The 21,094-nt window shown below is 63.0% G+C and carries 15 protein-coding genes; 9 read left to right on the forward strand and 6 right to left on the reverse strand.

The annotated features are described in order from the left end of the window. The first annotated feature begins 402 nt into the window (after positions 1–402). From IE158_RS06960 to IE158_RS06970, 3 genes are all read left to right on the forward strand, one after another. Entirely contained in the window at positions 403–2,100 is a 1,698-nt protein-coding gene (locus IE158_RS06960; protein ID WP_229838968.1) for a replication initiator protein A, read from the forward strand. A 175-nt stretch (positions 2,101–2,275) separates the two neighbouring features. After that, a complete protein-coding gene (locus IE158_RS06965) occupies positions 2,276–4,183 on the forward strand; it encodes a bifunctional 2',3'-cyclic-nucleotide 2'-phosphodiesterase/3'-nucleotidase (RefSeq protein ID WP_189642939.1) in 1,908 nt (635 codons plus the stop codon). 104 nt (positions 4,184–4,287) lie between these two features. After that, positions 4,288–5,481, forward strand: a complete 1,194-nt coding sequence (locus tag IE158_RS06970) for a glycerate kinase family protein (protein ID WP_189642940.1) — start codon at positions 4,288–4,290, stop codon at positions 5,479–5,481. Here the strand turns inward: IE158_RS06970 and IE158_RS06975 are convergent. Continuing rightward, positions 5,444–8,179, reverse strand: coding sequence for an ATP-binding protein (locus IE158_RS06975; protein ID WP_189642941.1), 2,736 nt, complete (start codon positions 8,177–8,179; stop codon positions 5,444–5,446). The genes IE158_RS06970 and IE158_RS06975 overlap by 38 nt on opposite strands. 105 nt (positions 8,180–8,284) lie before the next feature. On the opposite strand from IE158_RS06975, the gene IE158_RS06980 reads away from it, so the two are divergent. After that, positions 8,285–9,106 (forward strand): ZIP family metal transporter, encoded by an 822-nt coding sequence (locus IE158_RS06980; RefSeq protein ID WP_189642942.1) that lies wholly within the window; start codon positions 8,285–8,287, stop codon positions 9,104–9,106. A 28-nt stretch (positions 9,107–9,134) separates the two neighbouring features. On the opposite strand, the gene IE158_RS06985 is transcribed toward IE158_RS06980, so the two are convergent. Then, positions 9,135–10,202, reverse strand: coding sequence for a GGDEF domain-containing protein (locus IE158_RS06985; RefSeq protein ID WP_189642943.1), 1,068 nt, complete (start codon positions 10,200–10,202; stop codon positions 9,135–9,137). Positions 10,203–10,408: 206 nt separating this feature from the next. On the opposite strand from IE158_RS06985, the gene IE158_RS06990 reads away from it, so the two are divergent. From IE158_RS06990 to pepT, 5 genes are all read left to right on the forward strand, one after another. Then, positions 10,409–11,452 (forward strand): YeiH family protein, encoded by a 1,044-nt coding sequence (locus tag IE158_RS06990; protein WP_189642944.1) that lies wholly within the window; start codon positions 10,409–10,411, stop codon positions 11,450–11,452. 206 nt (positions 11,453–11,658) lie between these two features. Next, positions 11,659–12,462: a ParA family protein gene (locus IE158_RS06995; protein ID WP_189642945.1), complete on the forward strand. Its 804-nt coding sequence runs from the start codon at positions 11,659–11,661 to the stop codon at positions 12,460–12,462. Then, on the forward strand, positions 12,459–13,412 hold the full coding sequence (locus tag IE158_RS07000) for a ParB/RepB/Spo0J family partition protein (RefSeq protein ID WP_189642946.1): 954 nt from the start codon (positions 12,459–12,461) through the stop codon (positions 13,410–13,412). Before IE158_RS06995 ends, IE158_RS07000 begins: the two co-directional genes overlap by 4 nt. A gap of 291 nt (positions 13,413–13,703) precedes the next feature. After that, positions 13,704–15,482: an ABC transporter substrate-binding protein gene (locus IE158_RS07005; RefSeq protein WP_229838969.1), complete on the forward strand. Its 1,779-nt coding sequence runs from the start codon at positions 13,704–13,706 to the stop codon at positions 15,480–15,482. After that, a complete protein-coding gene (pepT, locus tag IE158_RS07010) occupies positions 15,479–16,789 on the forward strand; it encodes a peptidase T (protein WP_229838970.1) in 1,311 nt (436 codons plus the stop codon). Before IE158_RS07005 ends, pepT begins: the two co-directional genes overlap by 4 nt. A 16-nt stretch (positions 16,790–16,805) precedes the next feature. On the opposite strand, the gene IE158_RS07015 is transcribed toward pepT, so the two are convergent. From IE158_RS07015 to IE158_RS07030, 4 genes are all read right to left on the reverse strand, one after another. Further along, a complete protein-coding gene (locus IE158_RS07015) occupies positions 16,806–17,255 on the reverse strand; it encodes an RrF2 family transcriptional regulator (RefSeq protein ID WP_189642948.1) in 450 nt (149 codons plus the stop codon). A 103-nt stretch (positions 17,256–17,358) separates the two neighbouring features. After that, a complete protein-coding gene (gene hmpA / locus IE158_RS07020) occupies positions 17,359–18,594 on the reverse strand; it encodes an NO-inducible flavohemoprotein (protein ID WP_189642949.1) in 1,236 nt (411 codons plus the stop codon). Positions 18,595–18,691: 97 nt separating this feature from the next. Next, positions 18,692–19,459 carry a response regulator gene (locus IE158_RS07025; protein ID WP_229838971.1) on the reverse strand — a complete coding sequence of 256 codons (768 nt, stop codon included), beginning with the start codon at positions 19,457–19,459 and terminating at the stop codon, positions 18,692–18,694. Between the two features lie 12 nt (positions 19,460–19,471). Then, positions 19,472–20,995: a sensor histidine kinase gene (locus IE158_RS07030; RefSeq protein ID WP_189642950.1), complete on the reverse strand. Its 1,524-nt coding sequence runs from the start codon at positions 20,993–20,995 to the stop codon at positions 19,472–19,474. Between the last annotated feature and the right edge of the window lie 99 nt (positions 20,996–21,094).

A 21,094-nucleotide genomic window follows, 5' to 3' on the forward strand; every position in this document is an offset into this window, starting at 1 on the left:
TGTGTGCTTTGACAGGCTGGGCACTCCGGCATCCTGTCAGTAGATCACGTTGGTACAGCCACTACCATATTTTTCTGCGATCCCAGGGCAACCGGTCTCTCGGGAAAGCAAAGTGCGTTTTGCCATCAAATTGTTTTCCTCCTTAGATAGATAAAATCTGAACACCTATGACTCAAATCTGCCTCTGATACCGACACCTTTGGGCCGTTTTGAGTCATTTTTGGCCCCTATCCAGCCCGATTTCGATACCGACACCTTTGGGCCGTTTTCTTTTGGAACTTTCCATAAACGGACTCTTTACTGTCTGCGACGCATTTTAGTCATAAAAATCCAATACCGACACCTTTGGGCCGTTTGGCATTTTGATACCGACACCTTTGGGCCGTTCCGATACCGACACCTTTGGGCCGTTTTGAGAAAATTTTCAATTTATATCGTCTCAGACGAAATTTTCTCGCCTCAATGTTGCTGAGTCCTATTCTGGCCTCCAATACCGACACCTTCGGGCCGTTTGGCTGTTTCTTTCCCGACACCTTTGGGCCGTTTTGGCCTCCAATACCGACACCTTTGGGCCGTTTTGACCTCAAAATGCCGTCCTGGACGCAAACAGGGTCCTCCCTTGTTGTTGTTTTCTTTTATCTTTTAAAGAATAAAAAACAACAACAAGAGGCAGTGAGAGGCAGTGACGATATGGCACACAACACAATCAGAGGACTCGACACTATCCGCGACACCCGGTCACTGGCCCGTTTCGGAATTACCAGCATTCAGGTACGTCTGGCTCAGGAGGAAGCGCTGCGCTGGGAAAGCAGCTTCAGTATTGCTGGACGGCGCTACCACCTGCAGGGCTTCGCCGACTTGGGGCGACCACGCGGCATTGATACCGATGTGATTACGGGCCTTGAGGCCATCTTTGCGCTGCGCGGCTTCCCTGAGGACAACACCATCATCACCAGTGGCTATGAGCTGGCCCAGTCAGCGCACATGCCTGACAATGGCCGCACCTATGAGCGAATTCGTGAAAGCTTACTGCGCTATTGGCGGACCGGTTTCCTGGTCCGTGAGGGTTTTGAGCAGCCTGGAGCCGAGGGGCGGACCACGTACTACAACGAAACACTTGGATTCTTCGAGAAAATCAGCTTCTGGGAGCAGGGGGTCCGCTCGGGTAATGTCGAGCACACCACGCTCTCACGGGACAAAACGCTACGAATTGTGCTTACACCTGAGTTTGCAGAGAGCTTGCGCAGTGGATACATTCATCAGCTCGACCGGGCCCTCCTACGGCAGATTGAACAGCCTCCAGCGCGGGCACTCTACCGCCTATTGTCAGCGCACCGCCAGCAGGACGACGGCACCCAAGCGGAGCTGCTGGAAGTGGATCTGGGCGACTGGCGTGAGGCGTGTGGTATCCAAGACACTCGGCCCAGCAAGGTGCTGCGGAGTCTTCAGGCCGCTCACGACGAACTAACGGCGCAGGGCTATCTGACGGGCGTAGAAATTGCCGGGCGTGGACAGAAAACTCGCTTGACTTACCATTTTCGCCAACAGGGAGATCCAGATCCTGCGCTGGTGGAGCTGCTGATGGAGGCTGACTTTGGACTGAGTTTGCCTGTCGCCCAGCAATTCGCAGCTGAATATCCAGACCGAGTGGAAAAAGCCATTCAATTTGTGGAAGCGCGGCGGCAGGCGGGGAATCCACCCGTCCGCAGTCCTGCTGGGCTGCTCCGACGTGTTCTGGAAGATCAGGAAAGATATGTGCTGGACGGTGCCGCTGGGAGTGAACCCAAGCCGAAAAGAGAGCCTGGTGAAGCGCAGACGCATGCATCGCCAGTTCCGGATGCCGAATGGGAGGCGGAGCAAGCGGCCCGCAACCAGGCCTTATTGCAAGCGCCACCAGCAGAACAGTGGCGAGCCTGCCGTGCCTCACTGAAGCTGGTGCTCGGCAGTCATTTTTCAGCCGAGGAGTGGAAACATTTCGGGCAGGCTTGCTTGGATGGACAGTGGGCTGCCGCTGCATTGTTGCAGGAGGCGACCCGGGCCGCAGCACGGCTGGAGATGCAGGAGTTCGTTGCCGGGCTTCAGAGGGCCCTTAAAGGCTGAGCGAGGGGTAGACCGGGGAAAAGTGCTCCTGGGTGTTGGCGGGCCTTCTACAGCCTTTTGGCGAGCTTGTACTGCTTTGGCTTCTGCGTGTGAGTTGGTTATGGGCCTTTGCCTGAATTAGGGCTTGCCTTCCTTAACAGATGCTGCCCTGACAAGTTCCTCTAGACTTGGGGCAATGAGAACCCTGAACAAAGGCAGTTTTTTGCTCGCCGCTTTGCTGCTCTCCACAGCGGGAGCACAAACGGTCAATTTGCGGGTGCTGGGCACGTCTGACCTGCACATGGCAGCCCTTGGGTATGACTATTACCAGGACAAGCCGACAGGGGAATATGGCCTGGAGAATGTGGCTGCGCTGGCCCAGCAAGCACGCCGTGAAGCGGACAATTCCATCTTGCTGGACAATGGTGACACGCTGCAGGGCAACCCGTTGGGCGACTATCTGGCCCGAGTCCAGCCGGTAGCTGCGGGGCAGCGCCATCCCATGCTGCATGCCATGAGCCGCTTGGGCTACACCGCGATGGGCCTGGGCAACCACGAATTCAACTATGGTCTGGACTTTTTGGACCGCTCGGTGGCTACGGCTCCTTTTGCGGTGCTGAATGCCAACATCGTCCGTCCAGACGGCTCCTACCGCTTCCAGCCCTATCAGCTCAAGGACTTGATCGTCACTGACACTGACGGCAAACTGCACACCCTGCGCATCGGAATCACGTCGTTTGCGCCACCGCAGGTCATGCAGTGGGACAAAGCCCACCTTGAAGGCCGCGTACAGGCGCTCGACATCGTGGAGGCTGCCCGGCGCGTGGTGCCGCAGATGCAGGCACAGGGTGCAGATGTGATCGTGGTGCTGGCCCACACCGGCATAGGCCGGGGGGAATATCAGCCGATGGATGAGGCCGCGGCCACCGAGCTGACCCGTGTGCCAGGCATAGATGCTGTGCTGACCGGACACTCCCATGCCCAGTTCCCCAGTGAGGCCTACCGCGATGTGCCGGGCGCAGACCTGGCGCGGGGCACCATCAATGGTGTGCCGGTGGTGATGCCTGGCGCTTGGGGATCACACCTGGGGGTGATGGACCTGCGCCTCAGCTATGACGCGGCCAGTGATGACTGGCAGGTGGCAGAAGGAACGGGCACTCTACGCAGCGTGTGGGACAAGGTCAATAAGCAGGCGCTGGTCAAACCTGACCCAGCCGTGGCTGCAGCCATTGCGCCGGCGCACCAGGGCACCCTGGACTATGTCCGCAGCCGAGTGGCCGAGCTGAAGGCCCCGATTACGTCCTACTGGGCGCTGGTGCAGGATGATCCCAGTGTGCAGCTGGTCAACGATGCCCAGCGGGCCTATGTGAAAAGGGCGCTGGCCGGGACCGAGTACGCTGAGCTGCCGGTGCTGGGCGCTGCCGCTCCTTTCAAGGCAGGCGGGCGCATGGGCCCTGAATACTACACCGACATCCCCGCCGGTGATCTGGCGATTCGCAATGTGGCAGACCTGTATGTCTATCCCAATACGGTGCAGGCAGTGGTGGTGACTGGCGCACAGCTGCGCGAGTGGCTGGAGCGCAGCGCTGGTGTCTTCCGCCGGATAGACCCGGCCAGCCGCGAAGTGCAGCCGCTGGTGGATTCCGCCTTCCCCACCTACAACTATGACGTGATTGACGGCGTGACCTATCAGATTGATGTGACCCAGCCCAGCCGCTACGGTCAAGACGGCGAACTGGTGAATCCGGGCACACACCGCATCGTGAACCTTCAGTATCAGGGGCAGCCGGTAGATCCGCAGGCCCGCTTTGTGGTTGCCACCAACAACTACCGCGCCAGCGGCGGTGGCAAATTCCCTGGCCTGGACGGCAGCAATATCGTCTTGGCGGCACCTGACGAGACCCGCCAAGCCCTGATCAGCTATTTCACCGAGCAGGGCACGGTGGACCCCACCGCCGACGGCAACTGGTCCCTGCTGCCGGTGCCGGGCGTGCAGTTGGAGGTGCTGACTGCGCCCGCAGCCAGCCGCACCGCCCCGGCCAACGTGTCCCCTCAGGGCACCGCTGAAGGCGGCTTTGCCCGCTACCTGCTACGGCTGAACTGAAGGTTGCGCCACGTGGGGCTGGCTGCCAAAGGCGACTGGCCCCTGCCTATACTCCTGTGTATGCAGATGCTTCAGGGGCAGGCGTGTGAGTGGGGCACAGCAAAATGAGGGTGCTCATCGCGCCCGATTCCTTCAAGGGGAGCCTGAACGCTTCCGCTGTGGCGGTGGCTATAGCGGCGGGAGTCCGTGTCGCCGCGCCGCATGCCGAGATTTGCTGTTTGCCGCTGGCCGACGGAGGCGAGGGCACGCTGGATGTGCTAAGCGCTACGGGCGCTTTTGAGCGGCGAACTCTGACTGTTCAGGACCCACTGGGACGCCCCGTGGTGGGGCACTATGCCCTCAGTACCCAGGGGAATCTCAGTAGGCAGGAAGCGGTCATAGAGCTGGCGGTGGCTTCTGGCCTGACGCTACTCCACGAAAGCGAACTGGACCCCCGCCGCGCCAGCACATTTGGTACCGGCGAACTGCTGCGCGCCGCGGCCCAGGAGCTGCCGCCGGGCAGCCGGGTGCTGCTGTGCGTTGGGGGCAGCGCGACCAACGACGCTGGTACAGGGCTGTTGCAGGCACTGGGAGCGCGTTTTCTGGATGCCAGCGGCGATCCTTTGGCGCCGGGCGGCGCGGCGCTTTCCCGGCTGGACCGTATAGACCTGTCCGGGGTGCCGCAGCAGGTGCAGGCGCTCAACATTGAAGTGGCCTGCGATGTGACCACGCCGCTGGTAGGTCCACAGGGAGCTTCGGCGGTGTTCGGGCCGCAAAAAGGAGCCACGCCGTCTGTGGTTGCCGAGCTTGACCGGGGACTGACCCGCTTTGCTGATGTGGTGGAGCGGCAGCTGGGAGTAGCGCTCCACCAGCTGCCGGGTGCAGGCGCAGCTGGTGGCACGGCTGGGGGCCTGCACGCCCTGCTAAAGGCTCGCCTGAGTCCCGGTGCAGCGTTGGTGGCCGCCGCCAGTGGACTGACCCGCCGCATACAACAGGAAAGCTGGGATCTGATCTGGACGGGCGAGGGCAGCCTGGACCCGCAGAGTGCGCAGGGCAAGGTGGTATCTGAAGTTGCGGCGCTGGCCGGTCCACGCGGCTTTCCGGTGGTGGCGCTCGCTGGGCGGGTGGTGCCTGGCACGCTGGCCCTGCTGCCGGGCCTGACAGCGATGTTTGCGCTGGCTGATGGGCCACTCTCCCTGCGCGAAAGCCAGGCGCGGGCAGCCGAACTGCTGAGCCACCAGGCCGAGCAGCTGACTCGCTTGTACCTTGGGTCGCCGCGCCCTAGTTCACGGCCACTTGGCTTGCAGCCGGTAGAGTGAAGCGGAACGTGCTGCCCTGACCAGGATGAGACTCGACCCACAGCCGCCCGCCATGCAGCTCAGCGATGCGGCGGGCCACGGACAGCCCGATGCCGTTGCCGCTGTAGCGTTCGCGGCCATGCAGACGCTGGAACACCGTAAAAATTTGCTCAAAGTGCTCTGGGGCAATACCGATCCCGCTGTCCTGCACGCTGACTTCGACCCAGCCGTCTGCCTGCTGTGCCGAGATGCGGATTTCAGGTGCTGCCCCCTGTGCGGTGAACTTGAGGGCGTTGTCCAGAAGCCGGGTGAGCAGCTCCTGCACCTGGTCAGGGTCGCCCAAGACCGCAGGCAGAGGGCCGTCCAGCGTGACCTTTGCCCCGCTGCTTTCTACGCGCCGCTGCAATTCCTGTAGGGCGTAGTCCACCTTGCGGCTCAGCTCCACCTCGCGCGGCTCTTGCAAGCGGCGGCCCAGCTCCGTAAAGCTCCGCAGATCGTGGAGGAGGCTCTGCATGCGCTGGATGTTGTCGCGGATATAGCCGCCATACCGCTGCTGGGCTTCGCTGGGGTGATCCAGGCTATCCAGCAACCGTTCGGACTGAATGGTGACGGTGCGCAGGGGCTCCTGCAAATCGTGACTGGCGATAAAGGCGAAGCGTTCCAGCTCAGCGTTGCTCTTTTCCAGTTCCTGTGCGTGGCGCTGTAAGGCCTGGGTTTGCTCGGCGCGCTCCAGCGCCAGCTGCAAGCTGAACAGCACCGTTTCAAGCAGGGTGCGGTCTGCCGGAGTCCAGGGGGAGGGCCGGAAGCGCCCGACCACCAGCACCCCGCGCACGGTGTCGCTGGTTCTCACAGGAAATGACCCCGAGGTCCGCAGCCTCCCGGTCTGGCGGCGGTCTACTGAGGGATTGGTGCTTGGATCGTAGACGTCCTGATAAAAGGGCTCCTGCGCGTGATAAGGCCGGTCCAGAATGATGGTCTGGCTGTAAGGCAGGCCGCGCTTGAGGGCGTGCAGGAGGGCATTGTCAGGGAATTCGCCCCGGTAAGAGCGCAGGTGCCACAGGCCACCGGCGGCGGGCGTATCCAGTTCGTAGTAGGTGCTGACGCTGCCAGGCAGCAGTGACACCAGCAACTCCTGAACGCGGCCAATCAGCATCAGGGGATCGTGTTCCAGGGTGAGGTCACGCGACAGTTCAGCAAAGCCCTCCAGGGCGCGGGTCCGTGCTTCCAGGGCGCTGTTGGTCCTTTCCAGTTCGCGGGAACGCTCGACCAGCATCCGGGTCTGTTCCAGCCGCTCCAGCACCAGCCCAAGCTGCGCCGCCAGACTTTCGAGGATCACCTTTTCGGTGTCGGTCCAGCGCTGCTTGACATTCAGCCCAAAGGCGAAGATGCCGCGTGGCGTCCCGTGGGTCAGCACCGGGATGGTGGCCGTGGCCTGAAGTTGCGCCGTGACTTCTTCCAGACCGTCGGCGCTGTGGTTATAAGCATCCTGAAAATACGACTGGTGACTGCGCCAGGGCGTGATCAGGTTATGGGTCGTCTCAAAGGGAATCCCAGCATCCAGCACCTTTTGAAGTTCATCGTTGCCCACGCTGCCCACTTGGGACTTGAGCCGCCACAGCCCACCCGAGGGTTCGTAGTACACCGCGTAGCCCTGGGGGAGCAGCTGCTGGGCCAGCACCTGAGCGCGGTGAATCAGGCTGTAGGGGTCGGTTTCCAGGCTGGGGTCTTGCACCAGCTGGGCCATGCCTTCCAGCACGCGGGAGCGGGCCTCCAGCTCTTCATTCTGCTGCTGAAGCTGCGCCGCCAGCTGGGCCAGCGTCAGCCCTTGCTGTTCCAGCATGCCCCTGAGCTCTGCGGTGACACTCGCCTGGGCCTGCTCCAGCGCCCGCTGCTCGCGCAGGTCGCGCAGATATCCCACCACCAGCGTTTCCTCATCGTCGTGCCGAAATAGGGCCACGCTTAGCGGAATCCGTTCGCCCTGAGCATTTAGCATTTCCTTTTCGTACCAGCCGGATTTTCCTTCGGCAAAGGCGCGGGCGAAGGCTTCAGCGTCCCCCTGCTGGTATTCGGGCGGAGTCAGGGCAGCCCAGTCCATGTCGCCGGTTTCAAACTCGCTGCGCGTGTAGCCCAGCAGGTGCAAGTAGGCGTCGTTGACCTGGGCGAGTGTGCCGTCCAGAGCACCGGCAGCCATGGCGACTGGGCTGGCCTGCAGCAGTTGCTGGGCCCGCTGACTCCTGACCCGCAGCTTTGCCATCTCTGCTTGCTGAAGCAGCCGGTCAAGCGCCAGGGCCGCCACCGTGAGCAGCGCGCTCAGGCCTGGCGTGAGCGTGGACGGGTGGCCCGCGTCTGTGCCGACCTGTTGTGGCCATTCCAGCACCAGCAGAGCCAGGACCGGAGCGGCTCCGTTGGCCGGGGCGCTGGGACTAAGAGGAAAGGCCGCCCATCCCGCTTCCCACACGGGCATTCCTGCGGCGGCCTGCACCCAGGGCAAGTGCTGGTGCTGGTGCTCAGGCTGACCCCAGTGGGCCACTGGCTCACTGGAATCGTAGTTCTCGTTCGCCGTCTCCCCTGCCAGGAAAGCCGCTCCAGCCGACGCCCCCAGCGCCTGACATAGCGTGGCCAATGCAGCGGCCAGTAGCGCACCAGGCTGGTCGAAGTGGGCCAGTTCGCTCAAGCGTTCGGCCAAGGTGTCCTGAGAGAGAGAAGCCACAGCGGCCATATATCTTAATCTAACGTTTATTTGGCTCACTTGCTATATGGACTGGAGCGGGCCGGTCCCAGTGTGCTGCGCAGCAGACAAAAAGGAATATGCCAGGATGGGGCCGTGGATAGTGCCCTGTCTTTCCTTCAAACCCTCTCTCCCCCGCATCAGGCTTTGGCTGCCACCATTTTTACCTGGGGGCTGACAGCGCTGGGGGCTTCCCTGGTGCTCTTTACCCGTGGGGTCAGTTCCCGGCTGCTGAGTGCGGCGCAGGGCCTGGCCGCCGGGGTCATGCTGGCTGCCAGTTTCTGGTCACTGCTGAGCCCGGCCTTGGAGATGGCCGAGGCACAGGGCATGGTGCCCTGGATTCCAGCGGCGGTGGGGTTGCTGCTTGGCGCTGCTTTCGTGGCCGGCATTGACAAGGTGTTGCCGCACCTGCACCCCGGCTTCGCACGCGATCAGGCCGAAGGTGTACCGGTGCGCTGGTCGCAGGGGGCCTTGTTGCTGGCCGCCATGACCATTCACAACTTGCCCGAAGGCATGGCCGTCGGGGTCAGTTTTGGCGGGGCAGGCCAGGGCGTTGAGGGAGCCACTTTGGGGAGTGCTATGGCGCTTGCCCTGGGCATTGGCCTACAGAACCTGCCTGAAGGGTTGGCGGTCGCGCTGCCCCTGTACGCCGCTGGTCTGTCGCGTTGGCGGGCGTTTATGTTTGGTCAGGCGTCGGCGCTGGTGGAGCCTGTAGGCGGATATTTCGGGGCGCTGTTTGTGGTGAACGCTCTGCCGTTTCTCCCCTATGCCCTGAGCTTTGCCGCCGGTGCCATGATCTTCGTGGTGATCGAAGAACTGATTCCCGAATCCCAGCGCTCGGGCCATACCGACCTGGCGACGCTGGCCGCCCTGGGCGGGTTCGTGGGCATGATGATTCTGGACGTGGCCTTGGGCTGACGGCCCGCCTGAGTCTCGGGGCGTCGGCTTAGACGGCAACAGTGCTGCTGTGTTCAGGCGGCGAAGTCCATTTGAGCCGGTTGCGGCCTTCCCCCTTGGCGACATAGAGGCGCTGGTCTGCCAGGGCAATCAGTTGCGGCAGGCTGGCCGCCTCGCTGAAGCGCACCCCACCCCCGCTGAGGGTCACGGGCCGACCACTGGGTAGGGCACGGCCCGTCGGCACCAAGCAGGCCGTGAGCTGCTTGGCCAGCAATTCAGTTTCGCTGGACGAAAGCGCGGGGAGCACCATCAGGAATTCCTCGCCTCCCCAGCGGCCCACGGTCCCCTTTGGGCAGACTTCTGGCAAGATGCGCCCTACTCGGCGCAGCACCCGGTCCCCTACGGCATGGCCGAATTGGTCGTTGATGGACTTGAAGTGGTCTATATCAAGCAGCAGCAATGTGCCGTCCTCACCCGTCTGTTGGGCCTGTTCCCAGAGCTGGCGGAGGTTTTCTTCCATGCCGTAGCGGTTGAGCAGTCCGGTGAGTTGATCGTAGGCCGCCAGGTGGGCCAGCTTCTGGGCACGCTCGCGTACATTCAGCATGTCGTAGCTGTGACTGCCCACATAGTGCAGCAGCAGCAGGGTAATCCCAGCCGAGAGGTCGGGCAGCTGGGGCGTGCCATGAAAGCGCCACACCCCTAGCAAGAACAGCAGGTAGCTTCCTGCGCTCATCCAGCCAGCCACCTGCGCGGGTAGTAGCGCGTAGCACAGCAGCGCCAGGTTAAGGAGGCCCAGGATGTGTGGATTGGTGGCTGCCGACTGCCCGCTGGCAGTGGCCTCAGGGGGGACCAGGCCGGCCAGCAGCCAGATCAGTGCCAGCAGCAGCGCCAAGACCCGCACCGCCCGCCTATTGGCCGGATGGAACTGCGCCAGATAAAGCACCGCCAGAGAGATGGCCAGGCCCAGCTGACATACGACCTGCTGCGCGGCTGCATTGGCCACCCAGTAGCTCCAGACATTACTCAGGCCAACCACGTGTACAGTCACGGCCAGCAAGCTGAGCAGGGTCAGCCGCTGGCGGGTCTGCTGTTCGGTGGAGAAGATAGGAGGCAGCATGGCAAATCGGAGCAGCTTAGCTGACTTGGGCTCACGCCCACCTTACCCTATAGCGCCGCCAGACTGCCTTTTGCTTCCAATTGTTCCATTGGCGATGTGCAGAGGACTGCCAGAGGGCAGTTCTGGGCTGATGAGCATGAATGTAGCGGCGCAATTGTCGCAAACCTCTTGTCGGCGCTGGCCCTGAGGCGAGTAGGCTCTTGCCTATGTCTGTTCCTTTCTCCCCTCCCCTGCCTGCTGCCCCGGTAGCCCTGTGGCCAGGCGTGCTGCTCTGCCTGGTGGTCAGTGCCCTAAGTCTGTGGCTGGGCCAGCTACCGGGACTGGCGCACATGGGCCTGAGTCCGCTGACCCTCGCTATCGTGCTCGGTCTGGTGGCCGGCAATCTATGGCCTCAGCTGACCTCAGGCACCCGGGCCGCTGGCATTACCTTTAGCAAGGGAACCTTGCTCCGCACAGGCATCGTGCTGTATGGCTTTCGCCTGACCCTGCACCAACTTCTGGGGATCGGCTGGGCTGGACTGGTGGCCGATACGCTGATGCTGACAAGCACGTTTTTCCTCACCTATTTGCTGGGGACGCGGGTGTTTCGGCTGGACGCCCAGACCTCTGCTCTCATCGGTGCGGGCAGCAGCATTTGCGGGGCAGCGGCTGTGCTGGCAACCCAGCCGGTGGTGCGGGGCCGGGCCGACCAGGTGACAGTGGCCGTCGCTACGTTGGTGCTGTACGGCACCGCAGGTATCTTCCTGTATCCGCAGATGGCGGCCCTGGGAATTTGGCCGTTTGGCGGCGCGGCGTACGGTATCTACATCGGGTCCAGTGTGCATGAAGTCGCGCAAGTGGTCGCCGCCGGGCAGGCCATTTCGCCGGAAGTCGCTGACGCCGCAGTCACGGCCAAGATGCTGCGCGTGATGCTGCTGGCTCCTTTTCTGCTGGCTCTGGCCGCTTGGTGGAGCCGCCGCACGCCGCAGGCCCAGGGCGAGCCGCGTGCGCCCATCAGCGTTCCCTGGTTTGCCTTTGGCTTTGTGGCGGTCACGCTGCTGAATTCAGCCCTGGCCCTGCCCGCAGCAGTGACAGCGGGCCTGATCTGGCTGGACACGGCGTTGCTGACTGCTGCGATGGCCGCCCTGGGCTTGACCACACAACTGCGCACGCTGCTGCAAGCTGGAGTCAAGCCGCTGCTGCTGGGCTTTGCTGTATTCGTGTGGTTGGTGGTCGGTGGGGGGCTGCTGCAAACCTGGCTCCAACGCTGAGCAAGGTTTGTCCCACGCTGACTGGCCTTTCCCACAAAGATGGGCCTCTCCTTTAGCGTTCTTGGAACGCCAGTCACACATAACGTTATGTGCAGTTCGGTAAGCGGCGTGTTCACCAGCAGCTTCATGTTGCTTCTCATTTTGAGGACGCCCACGCCATACGGCTGCCACACATAACATTATGTGTGGGGTAGTCTGAACCGGACATGACCCGCACCTACACCTTCTTCAACCACGCAGGCGGAGTAGGCAAGACTTCAGCCACCCGCGACTTTGGCTACGAACTGGCCCAGCTCGGCCACCGCGTCTTGCTGGTGGATTTCGATCCTCAGGGCAACCTGACCAGCTTTCTGGGGGCCGACAAATGGAACCTGAATGCTGGCAACACCCTGCTGGCCGCCCTGCTGGAAGATGATCCCGAAAGCGTGACGGCTCAGCTGCCAGACTTGCTGGAAGTTCACGGAATGGGCCTGTACCCCGCGACCATTGACCTGGCCCTGGCCGAGTCGCAACTGTTGGCGAAAGTTGGCCGTGAGCGGCGACTGCACAATGTGCTCAGTCGCCTGCCTACGCCCTATGACTACGTGCTGATTGACTCACCTCCCAGCCTGGGGACACTCACGGTTAATGCCTTGGTGGCCGCTGACGCCCTGATTGCGCCAGTGGCCACCCGCTTCAAAGCGGTTGATGGGCTGCCGGGTCTGACCCGCATGGTCAGCGAGCTGAAGTGGGTCAAGCCAGACCTCAAATTCGCCGCGTTCTTGCCCACCATGTTCGATCAGCGCAACCGGCACGATGTGGAGATCTTGGAGAGCATTCGTCAGCAGCTGGTGCCGCTAGGGCCGGTGCTGCCACCCGTGCGCTACCGCTCGGCGGACCACAATGACGCCAGCATGTCGGGCGAACCTCTGGGCCTGTACAAGCCCGCCTCCGACGCCGCGCAGGACATGCGGGCCGCAGTGGCGGCCTTCTTGGCTCTGGAGGGGACAGGGGAGAAGGGCCGCTCATGAGCCGTGCCAAGCGTCCGACTGTGCGGATGGGGCCGCTCACCACGGCTGCCGAGACGCCCAGCCTGATGAGCGAATTCACCGGCATCAGTGCCCAGGTCACGGTGACAGAGTTGCCTGTGGAGAGCGTGGTTCCCCGGTCCACACAGCCCCGCAGGTCGTTCAGTGAGGAGAGCTTGCAGGGGTTGGCCCAGAGCGTGGCTCAGCATGGAATTCTCCAGCCGCTGTCGGTGCTGGAGTCTGCTCAGGGCTATCAGCTGATCGCGGGCGAGCGCCGCCTGCGGGCCGCCAAGCTGGCGGGCCTCGCCACGGTCCCCGTCAAGGTTTTTCACGGGCTGACCGAAGCCCAGGTCCAGCAACTCTCTGCCATAGAGAATCTTCAGCGCGAGGACCTCAATCCGGTGGATGAGGTGGATGCGCTGCTGGACATTTTGGCCGTTCGGTTGTCGGTGCCCCGGCAGCAGCTGACGCCCTACTTGGAGCGGCTCAAATCTATCCAGATGCGCGATCCCCAGTTTGTGCGGGCTTCAGGGGAAGACCAGCAGGCGATTGCCGAGGTCCGCGAGATTTTTGAGGGCCTCTCGCGGGGAAACTGGACTTCTTTTGTGGCGAACCGCCTCCCGGTCCTGCGGTTGCCGGAAGATTTGCTGCAAGCTGTCAGAGAAAACCGGCTGGAATACACCAAAGCCGTGGCCCTTAGGCGCGTCCCTGCCAAGGAGCGTAAAGCGCTGATTCGGCAGGCTCAGGAGTTGTCTGTTCATCAGCTGCGCCAGCAGGTGCGTGCAACTTTGGCAGGGGAGGCGGACACTTCAGCTGAGCCAAACCCCCTGGAGTGGCTGAAGAAGGCCAGCACCGCCCAGCGCTACGCTCAGCTTTCTGCCACTCAGCAGCGTGAGGTCCAGCGGCTGACCGCAAAGTTGCGCCGTATCCTGGCTCCATCAGTGCAGGAATAGGCGGAACCCGTCCTAACCGAAGACCTGTCCATGCCGCTCAGACGCAGCTGCACATAACGTTATGTGCAGCTGCCCTGTTATGTGCTGACACCTGACCATGCACTGTCATCAAGAAGCTTTGACGCTCTCTCTAAAGCCTCCGTAGTTGCCCCCGGTGTTCTCTCGGTGCTCGCCCGGTGCTCCTTAACCCGTGCAGCTGTTAAGTAAGGCTGTGGCATACTCTTGCAACCGGATAACAATCCAGTCCGGTGAATGCCTAAGGGGGTAAGAATGGGAAAGGCTATTCCTCTCGTGTTGACAGTGGCGTTGGCTTTGGGGGCATGTGCGCCGGAGAAGGCAGGCACTGGCGCGGGCACGTCTTCGGCGGCTTCCTCATCAGGTGCGGCGACTTCGGCTCCTACCGCTTCGGCGACCTCGGCAGGCAAGAGGCCCGACTCGCTGATTGTCATGAATAGCGCCGATATTCCCACCATGGACCCTGCGGCCATGACGGACTCGGCCAGCATCTCGGTCATGAAGAACGTCTATGAAACTCTGCTCGTGTATGCCGACGATTCGGTGACCAGCTTTGAGCCGGTGCTGGCGACGAAGTGGGATACGTCCGCAGACGGACTGACTTACCGCTTTGATCTGCGTCCTGGCGTGAAGTTCCATAGTGGGAACCCCCTGCGGTGCCTGGACGCGGAATACACCTATGAGCGCAGCATGGTGACCAACTCGCCCAGTTCCAGCATCTGGTATCTGTCAGAGCCGCTGCTGGGCACCCAGGCCAACGCGGCTGATGATCCTTCGATCACCTGGGACCGGATTGACCGCGCCGTGGAGTGTGAAGGTGAGCAGCTGGTCTTCACGCTGCCGCGTCCGGAACCTGCCTTTTTGGAGCGGCTCACTTTTGCGGCGCAGGGCATCGTGGACCGTGAGCATGCCACAGGGCTGGGGGAGTGGGACGGCACCGAAGCAAGCTGGAAAGACTGGGTGGGCCGCGACTTGGACGAAAGCAAACTGGCTGAGCAGCCCAGTGGTACAGGAGCCTACCGGGTCGATAGCGCCAATGCCACCGACATCACGCTGCTGGCTTTTGAAGACTACTGGGATGGAGCCCCAGCACTCAAAAGTGTGGTTCGCCGCTTGGTGCCCGAGCAGGCTTCGCGCATTCAGGCCCTGCTCAGCGGTGACGCTGATATTGCCGAGCCTGGCAGCCGTGAAGTGATCGAAACGCAGTTGGCTGGTAAGCCAGGCATCCGGATTGTGGATGACCTGCCTTCCTACGAGGCGGCGGCGCTGCACATGAACCAGAATGCGGAAGGCAGCACCAATCTGGGAAGCGGCAACTGGGGCGACGGCGTTCCCCCTAACTTTTTCGCAGACCGTGACATGCGGCTGTGCTTCGTGAAGGCCTTTGACTACGTAGGCTATGCGGACGCCGTGCTGCGCGGCAAAGGCGAGCGGCGCAATGTCCTGCTTCCGCCCCGGTTCTTCGGCTACGATCCCAGCATTCCAGTGCCTGAGATGGACCTGGCCGCTGCCGAAACCCACTGCCGGGCGGCGCACGGCGGGCAGGCCTGGGAACAGGGCTTTACGCTGAATGCCGCCTACCGTGAGGGGTCCACCACGCAGCAGACCAGCCTGGAAGTTCTCAAGCAGGGCCTGGAAGCCATGAATCCCAAATTCAAGGTCAATGTGGTCCCCAAACAATGGAGTGACCTGATCAGCCCCTCGAACATTGAGGTGCTGCGGACGGGCCGCTGGCTGGCCGCTTTTGCCGAGTCGGACAATTTTTACCGCACTTTTTATCATCCAGACGGGCTGTATGCCTCGTACAACCACATCAGCACGCCGGAGCTGACCCGCTTGGTGGACGAAGCCCGCTATGAGCCCGATGACGCCCGCCAGCAGGAGCTTTACTCTGAGATTGCCCGACTGGCACAGGCCGAAGGGCTGTACGTGCTGTTGCCGGTAGAGCTGGGCATTGAGGCCTACGCTGATACGCTGCGCGGCATAGCGCCCGAAGACTACAACCAGCTGACGGGCTACTTTTACAAGGACCTCAGCAAAGGGGAGACGCCGTGACCGGAGATGCCCCGGACACTGAGGGCCTTCCCGGCGACCTGGGAGAACTGGACCAGGCAGAATTGGGGGAAGCCCTCACCCGCCGGTTCTTCCGGTATGTGGCGGTCCCAAGTCAGAGTGACGCCTCAGTCCAGAGCCTGCCGAGTAGCCCTGGTCAGCGCGAGTTGGCCGAGCTGCTGGCCGGTGAACTCCGGGCGCTGGGCCTACAGGACGTTCATTTGGATGAGCAGAGCATCCTGACGGCGCGGCGACCTGGTGACCTGCCGGGTGCGCCGGGCATCGGCTTCGTGGCGCACCTGGATACGGTAGATGTGGGCCTCTCGCCTGAGATTCGCCCGCAGGTCCTGACATATACGGGTGAGCCGGTGGCCCTGCGGCGGAATCCAGACATCTGGTTTCTGCCACAGGAGCATCCCGAAGCTGCTCCGTACACTGGCGAGGAGATCATTTTCAGTGATGGGACCAGTGTGCTGGGGGCTGACAACAAGGCCGCTATCGCTGTCATCATGGAGCTGCTGGCGCGGCTACAGCGCAGCCCTTTTCCCTGTGGTGACCTGTATGTGGCCTTCGTGCCAGACGAGGAAATTGGCCTACGCGGAGCCAAAGTGCTTGACCTGAACCGCTTTGCGCCGGAGTTTGCCTATACCATCGATACCGAGCAGCTGGGCAGCTTCGTCTATGAAACCTTCAATGCCGCTGCTGCCGAAGTGGAGATTGAAGGCGTCCCAGCGCATCCTATTTCGGCCAAAGGGGTCTTGGTCAATCCGGTGCTGGTGGCGTGTGACCTGATTGCCCGGCTGGACCGGCTGGAGACGCCCGAACATACCGAGGGGCGCGAAGGGTATTTCTATGTCACGGACCTGCAAGCTGGTGCGGCGCGTGCCCGGCTGAACGTGAATATCCGGGATTTTGACCGCCAGGAATTTGCCCGGCGCAAGGCCCACGTAGAAGAGATCGTGCAGGAAACCCGGCAGCAACATCCCGGAGCAGTCATTACGCTGCGCCTGGAGGACGTCTACAGCAATATTGCGGACGCCCTGGGCGATGACCGCCGCGCCGTCACCCTGCTGGAAGCCGCTTTCGCCGCTCAGGGCCTGACGCCGCAGGTGGTGCCTATGCGCGGCGGCACCGATGGTTCTGCGCTGTCGGTGCGTGGCCTGCCCACCCCCAACTTCTTTACGGGGGCGCACAATTTTCATTCGCGCTTTGAATTTCTGCCGCTGCGTTCGCTAGTCAGCAGCTACCGGGTGGCTGAGGACCTCTGCCGGCTGGCAGGGGAGGTGGCACGCCAGCAGGCGCAGACTTAGCTCTGGCTGGGCGGGGCTAGCTCTGCGGCTGCGCCTGACCCAGATGCAGCAAGCCTTCTGGTTCCGGTCCCGTCTTGCCCTGCTCCACCACGGCAGCCAGGCTCTGTGCGCCCAGGGTCTGCTCAATCTGCGCGATGGCCTGGTCCATCTGCTGATGCAGCGGGCACAGGGCGAGGGCATGGGCTGGTCGGCCCAGGGGGCAGCGCTGGATACGCTGCACGGGGTCTACCGCGTTCACCACGTCGAGAATAGAGATGTCCTGCGGTGGGCGGGTCAGGCGGTAGCCACCATACTTGCCGCGCAGGGCCTGGAGCAGTCCTGCCCGCTGTAGGCCCTGAAGCACTTTGGACAGGTACTGCGCCGGCACCTGGGTTCGCTCCGCCAGCTGGGCAGTGCTGAGACTGCTGCCAGCTTCGGCCAGGGTAACCGCGGCGCGCAGAGCATACTCGGCAGTTTGGGAAAACATGACACTCCTTGAAGCGCTCTGAAGAGGGGGGAAGCGGCCTTCAGCCGTTACTTTATCTCTTCATGTTCTCTCTGCGCCTGCGCTGCTGGCCGCTGCGGTGCCCTCAGGCGGGAATCACCGCGCTGAAGCTCTGGCTGGGGCCAAAAGTTTCGGTGAACCGCTGGGTGGCAGGCACCCGAAGTGCGTCCAACAGTGCTTCTACAGCGTCCACGAAGCCGACTGGACCGCAGTAGTAGTAGTCTGCCTGCTGCGCGTCTGCTGGCAGATAAGGCCGCAGGGCGTCCAGCGAAATCTGGCCTGCCTGGTCAAAGTGGACGCCGGGCATGTCCCCCTCCGAGACCGTCTCGTAAAAGGTGGCCCGCTTGACCTGCGGGTTGGCAGTGATCAGCCCGGTGATTTCGTCATGAAAGGCTTGGACCTCGCGGCCCCGCACCGCATGAACGAACGTGACCGGACGCGATGAGCCCTGTTCCAGCAGTTCCCGCAGCATCGCCAGCAGGGGCGTGATGCCTACGCCGCCACTGAGCATGACCAGGGGCCGGACGGCGCCAGAGCCTACGCTGCCTGGCTCCGGCAACGTGAAGTCGCCAGCGGGCAGGTGTACGGCCAACTCGCTGCCGACCCGCACCCCGTCATGCAGGTGGCCGGACACCAGACCGCCCGGCTCACGTTTGACCGAGATGCGGTAACGGCGGCCATCCCAGGGAGCCGAGAGGCTGTACTGGCGAATCTGGAAATGCTCCTGGCCCGGCACTTTGACCCGGAGGGCCAGGTATTGTCCGGCGCGGTGGCGTGGCAGGGGCTGCCCATCAACGGGTTCCAGCACAAAGGAAGTGATTTCGCTGCTCTCGGCTTTTTTCTCGGTCACGCGGAACGGTTTGAACCCGTGCCAGCCGCCCGGCTGCGTGGCTCCAGCGGTGTACATCTCGCCTTCAACCCGGATCATGAGCTCAGCGAGCTGGCCGTAGGCGGCGGCCCAGGCGTCCAGGATTTCGGGCGTGGCTGCGTCGCCCAGCACCGCTGCAATGGCCCCCAGCAGATGCTCCCCGACGATGGGGTAGTGCTCGGGCTGCACCTCCAGGCTGACATGCTTGTGGGCGATGCGCTCCACCATGCCGCCCAGCCGCCCGGCGTCGTCAATATGCTCGGCGTAGGCCAGCACCGAAGCGGCCAGCGAGCGGGCCTGCTTGCCGGTGGATTGGTTGGCCGGGTTGAAGATGTTCAGCAGCTCTGGGTGAGCCCTGAACATATCGGCGTAAAAGTGACGGGTGATGTCCTCCCCGTGGGCGCGCAGGGCGGGCACGGTGGCTTTGACCAGCTGAATCTGCTGTGCATTCATAGCGACCATTCTAAAGAGGACAATTTTGTCCACAATGGCAGATGTCCTGCCCGCTGGCTCTGTTTGCCTTCGGCTGTGCTGCCCTGCCCTGAGCGCCTCAGCTGCGCGGGGCCACGCACCAGCGGTAGCGCTTGGTTGGCCTGCCCAGGCCGCCATATTCCATATCCAGCTCCGCTTGTCCCAGCCCTGTCAGCTGCTCCAGGTAGCGCCAGGCCGTCGCTCTGTTGATGCCCAGTTCGCGCCCCACTTCTTCGGCGCTCATGGGCGCAGAGGAGGCCCGCAGGACTTCGCCTACTTTTTCGAGGGTGTGGGCTTCTACGCGCTTGGGCAGATGTTGCGGCTTGGCGTGTCCCAGCAGGCGGTCCAGTGCGCCCTGGGTGAACTCGCGTTCGCCGCCGCGCATGGCTTCGTGGCGCTGTTGGATGGTGTCCAGGGCAGCGTACAGGCGGCTGCGTGTAAACGGCTTGATCAGGAAGTCCGCTGCGCCCCCGCTAAGAGCGGCCTGGACACTGGCGGCGTCCCGCGCTGCGGTCAGAAGAATCACGTCCTGAATCCAGCCTTCGGCCCGCGCTTCGGCCAGCAGGTCAAGGCCGCTGCCGTCGGGCAAATACACGTCCAGCAGCAGCAGGTCGGGACGGTGCTGGCGCAGCAGGGGGCGGCCCTCAGCCAGCGTCTGGGCGGTGCCGAGCACCTGGTACTCGGGCCGTCCGTCCAGATACCCCTGGTTGACCTGAGCCACAAGCGGGTCGTCTTCAATCATGACAGCGGTGTAACAGGCAGACATGGCCGCATTATCGGTGCTGCCTGGCTCGGTGCGGGTGGTGGCCCAGAACTCCAGCGGCCCTTCACTCCAGCGGCCCTTCACTCCAGCGGCCCTTCACTCCAGCGGCAGGTTGAGCCCGAAGACGGTCCAGGGGCCTTGCCTTTCGTGCCAGACCTCGCCGCCCACCGCCTGAGCCAGAGCCGCCACCCCGGCCAGCCCCTGGCCCCGGCCTGCGCCTTTGCTGGTCTGGCCAGGAGCAAACGGGTTCAGACCTGCTGGAACACCGGGGCCGTCATCACGGACCTCGGCACTCAGGCCGTAGGGGTCCAGCCCAATCCCTACCCGCACCTCACCCGCCGAAGCTTCAAAGGCGTTCTCGATGTAGTTGCCCAGCGCCGTGACGAGCGTATCCGCCTGGACAGGGGAGAGGAGCGGCACTTCGCTTTCTGGCTCAATGATCAGTGTGAGGCGCAGTTCATGGGCGCGGGCTGCTTTGCCGGCCAGGAGCGCGGCCACGCGGGGCTCGGCAACGGCGGCCAGCGCCTGATTCAGTCCCACTTCGGCTTCCAACTCGTCTTGAATCACTTGCAGGGCCTCGCTGTTTCGCCCCAGTTGCAGAAATCCGGCGATGATGTGCAGGCGGTTGCCGTACTCATGGGTTCGCGCCCGCATCGCGTCTATAAAACGGCGCGTATCGGTCAGCTGCTCGGCCAGGCGCGTGGCTTCCTCGCGGTCTGTCAGGGCCACCAGAAAGCCGCCTTCCCGCAGCGGCGTCAGGTTGACCAGCACCACCCGGCCCGCCAGTGGCAGCGGCCAGCGGCGTAGCTCTTCGCCCGTGGGCAGCGCGGCCAGTTGGGGCCAGACCTGTTTCAGGTGTCCTGGCAGGTCCGGCTGACCGAGCGCCTGGGCCGCTGGCTCATTGACCAGGGTGACCATCCCGGCGGCGTCCACGAGCATGACGCCGTCTGGCACCGTGCTAAGCAGCTGCCGCTGGCGCACGGTCAGCGCCGCGATGTCGGCAGGTTCCAGGTCCAGCAGGGTGCGCCGCAGCCGCCGCCACATCAGCCACGAGCTCAGCAGGGCGAAAGCCAGCGCCCCCAAAATCAGCGGGAACTGCTGCTGAGTCACGGCCTGTAGCAGGTTCATGCGGCTGGGGAGGCTGAACGCCACCACCGCTTGCCCCGCCAGCTGCTGGCCCCCGAACAGCACCTCGCTGCGCCAGTAGTACGGTTCTCCCTCCACGTTCAGGACGCCCTCTCCCTCCCCAAAGAGGGGCTGCCCCCCTTCCCCAATAAAGGCGTGGGCCAGTTCCAGGGTGAGGGCATCGAACGACATCTCGCCGCGTTCGTTCCAGCCCGCCAGCAGCGCCGCGCCGCCCTGCTCACGCCAGTGCGCCATCCAGTCGTCACGGGTTTGTTCGTCGGCAGCGTCCTGTAATCCCAGCGCCAGGTCAGTGCCGTGCAGCACCGCTTCGGCCTGGGATTTGCGGATGTCCAGGAACTGAGACCGCACATAGTTCTGCGTAAAGAGGACTGTGCCGCCCCCCAGGGCCACAATCACCAGCAGCAGGCTGCCCAGCTGCCAGAGCAGCAGTTCTGAGCGCAGGCTGCGGCCACGCACTGGGCGGGAGATGGTCATGGCCCCAAGGTACCCCTCCTGAATGCAGGAGAAAGCTCCTCTCTGGGTTTTGTGCCTTCTGTGCCTGAAGTGCATTGTGTGCGCAGAAATGGCCTGCTG

It is taken from the genome of Deinococcus piscis, assembly GCF_014653275.1.
GTDB classification, from domain to species: domain Bacteria; phylum Deinococcota; class Deinococci; order Deinococcales; family Deinococcaceae; genus Deinococcus; species Deinococcus piscis.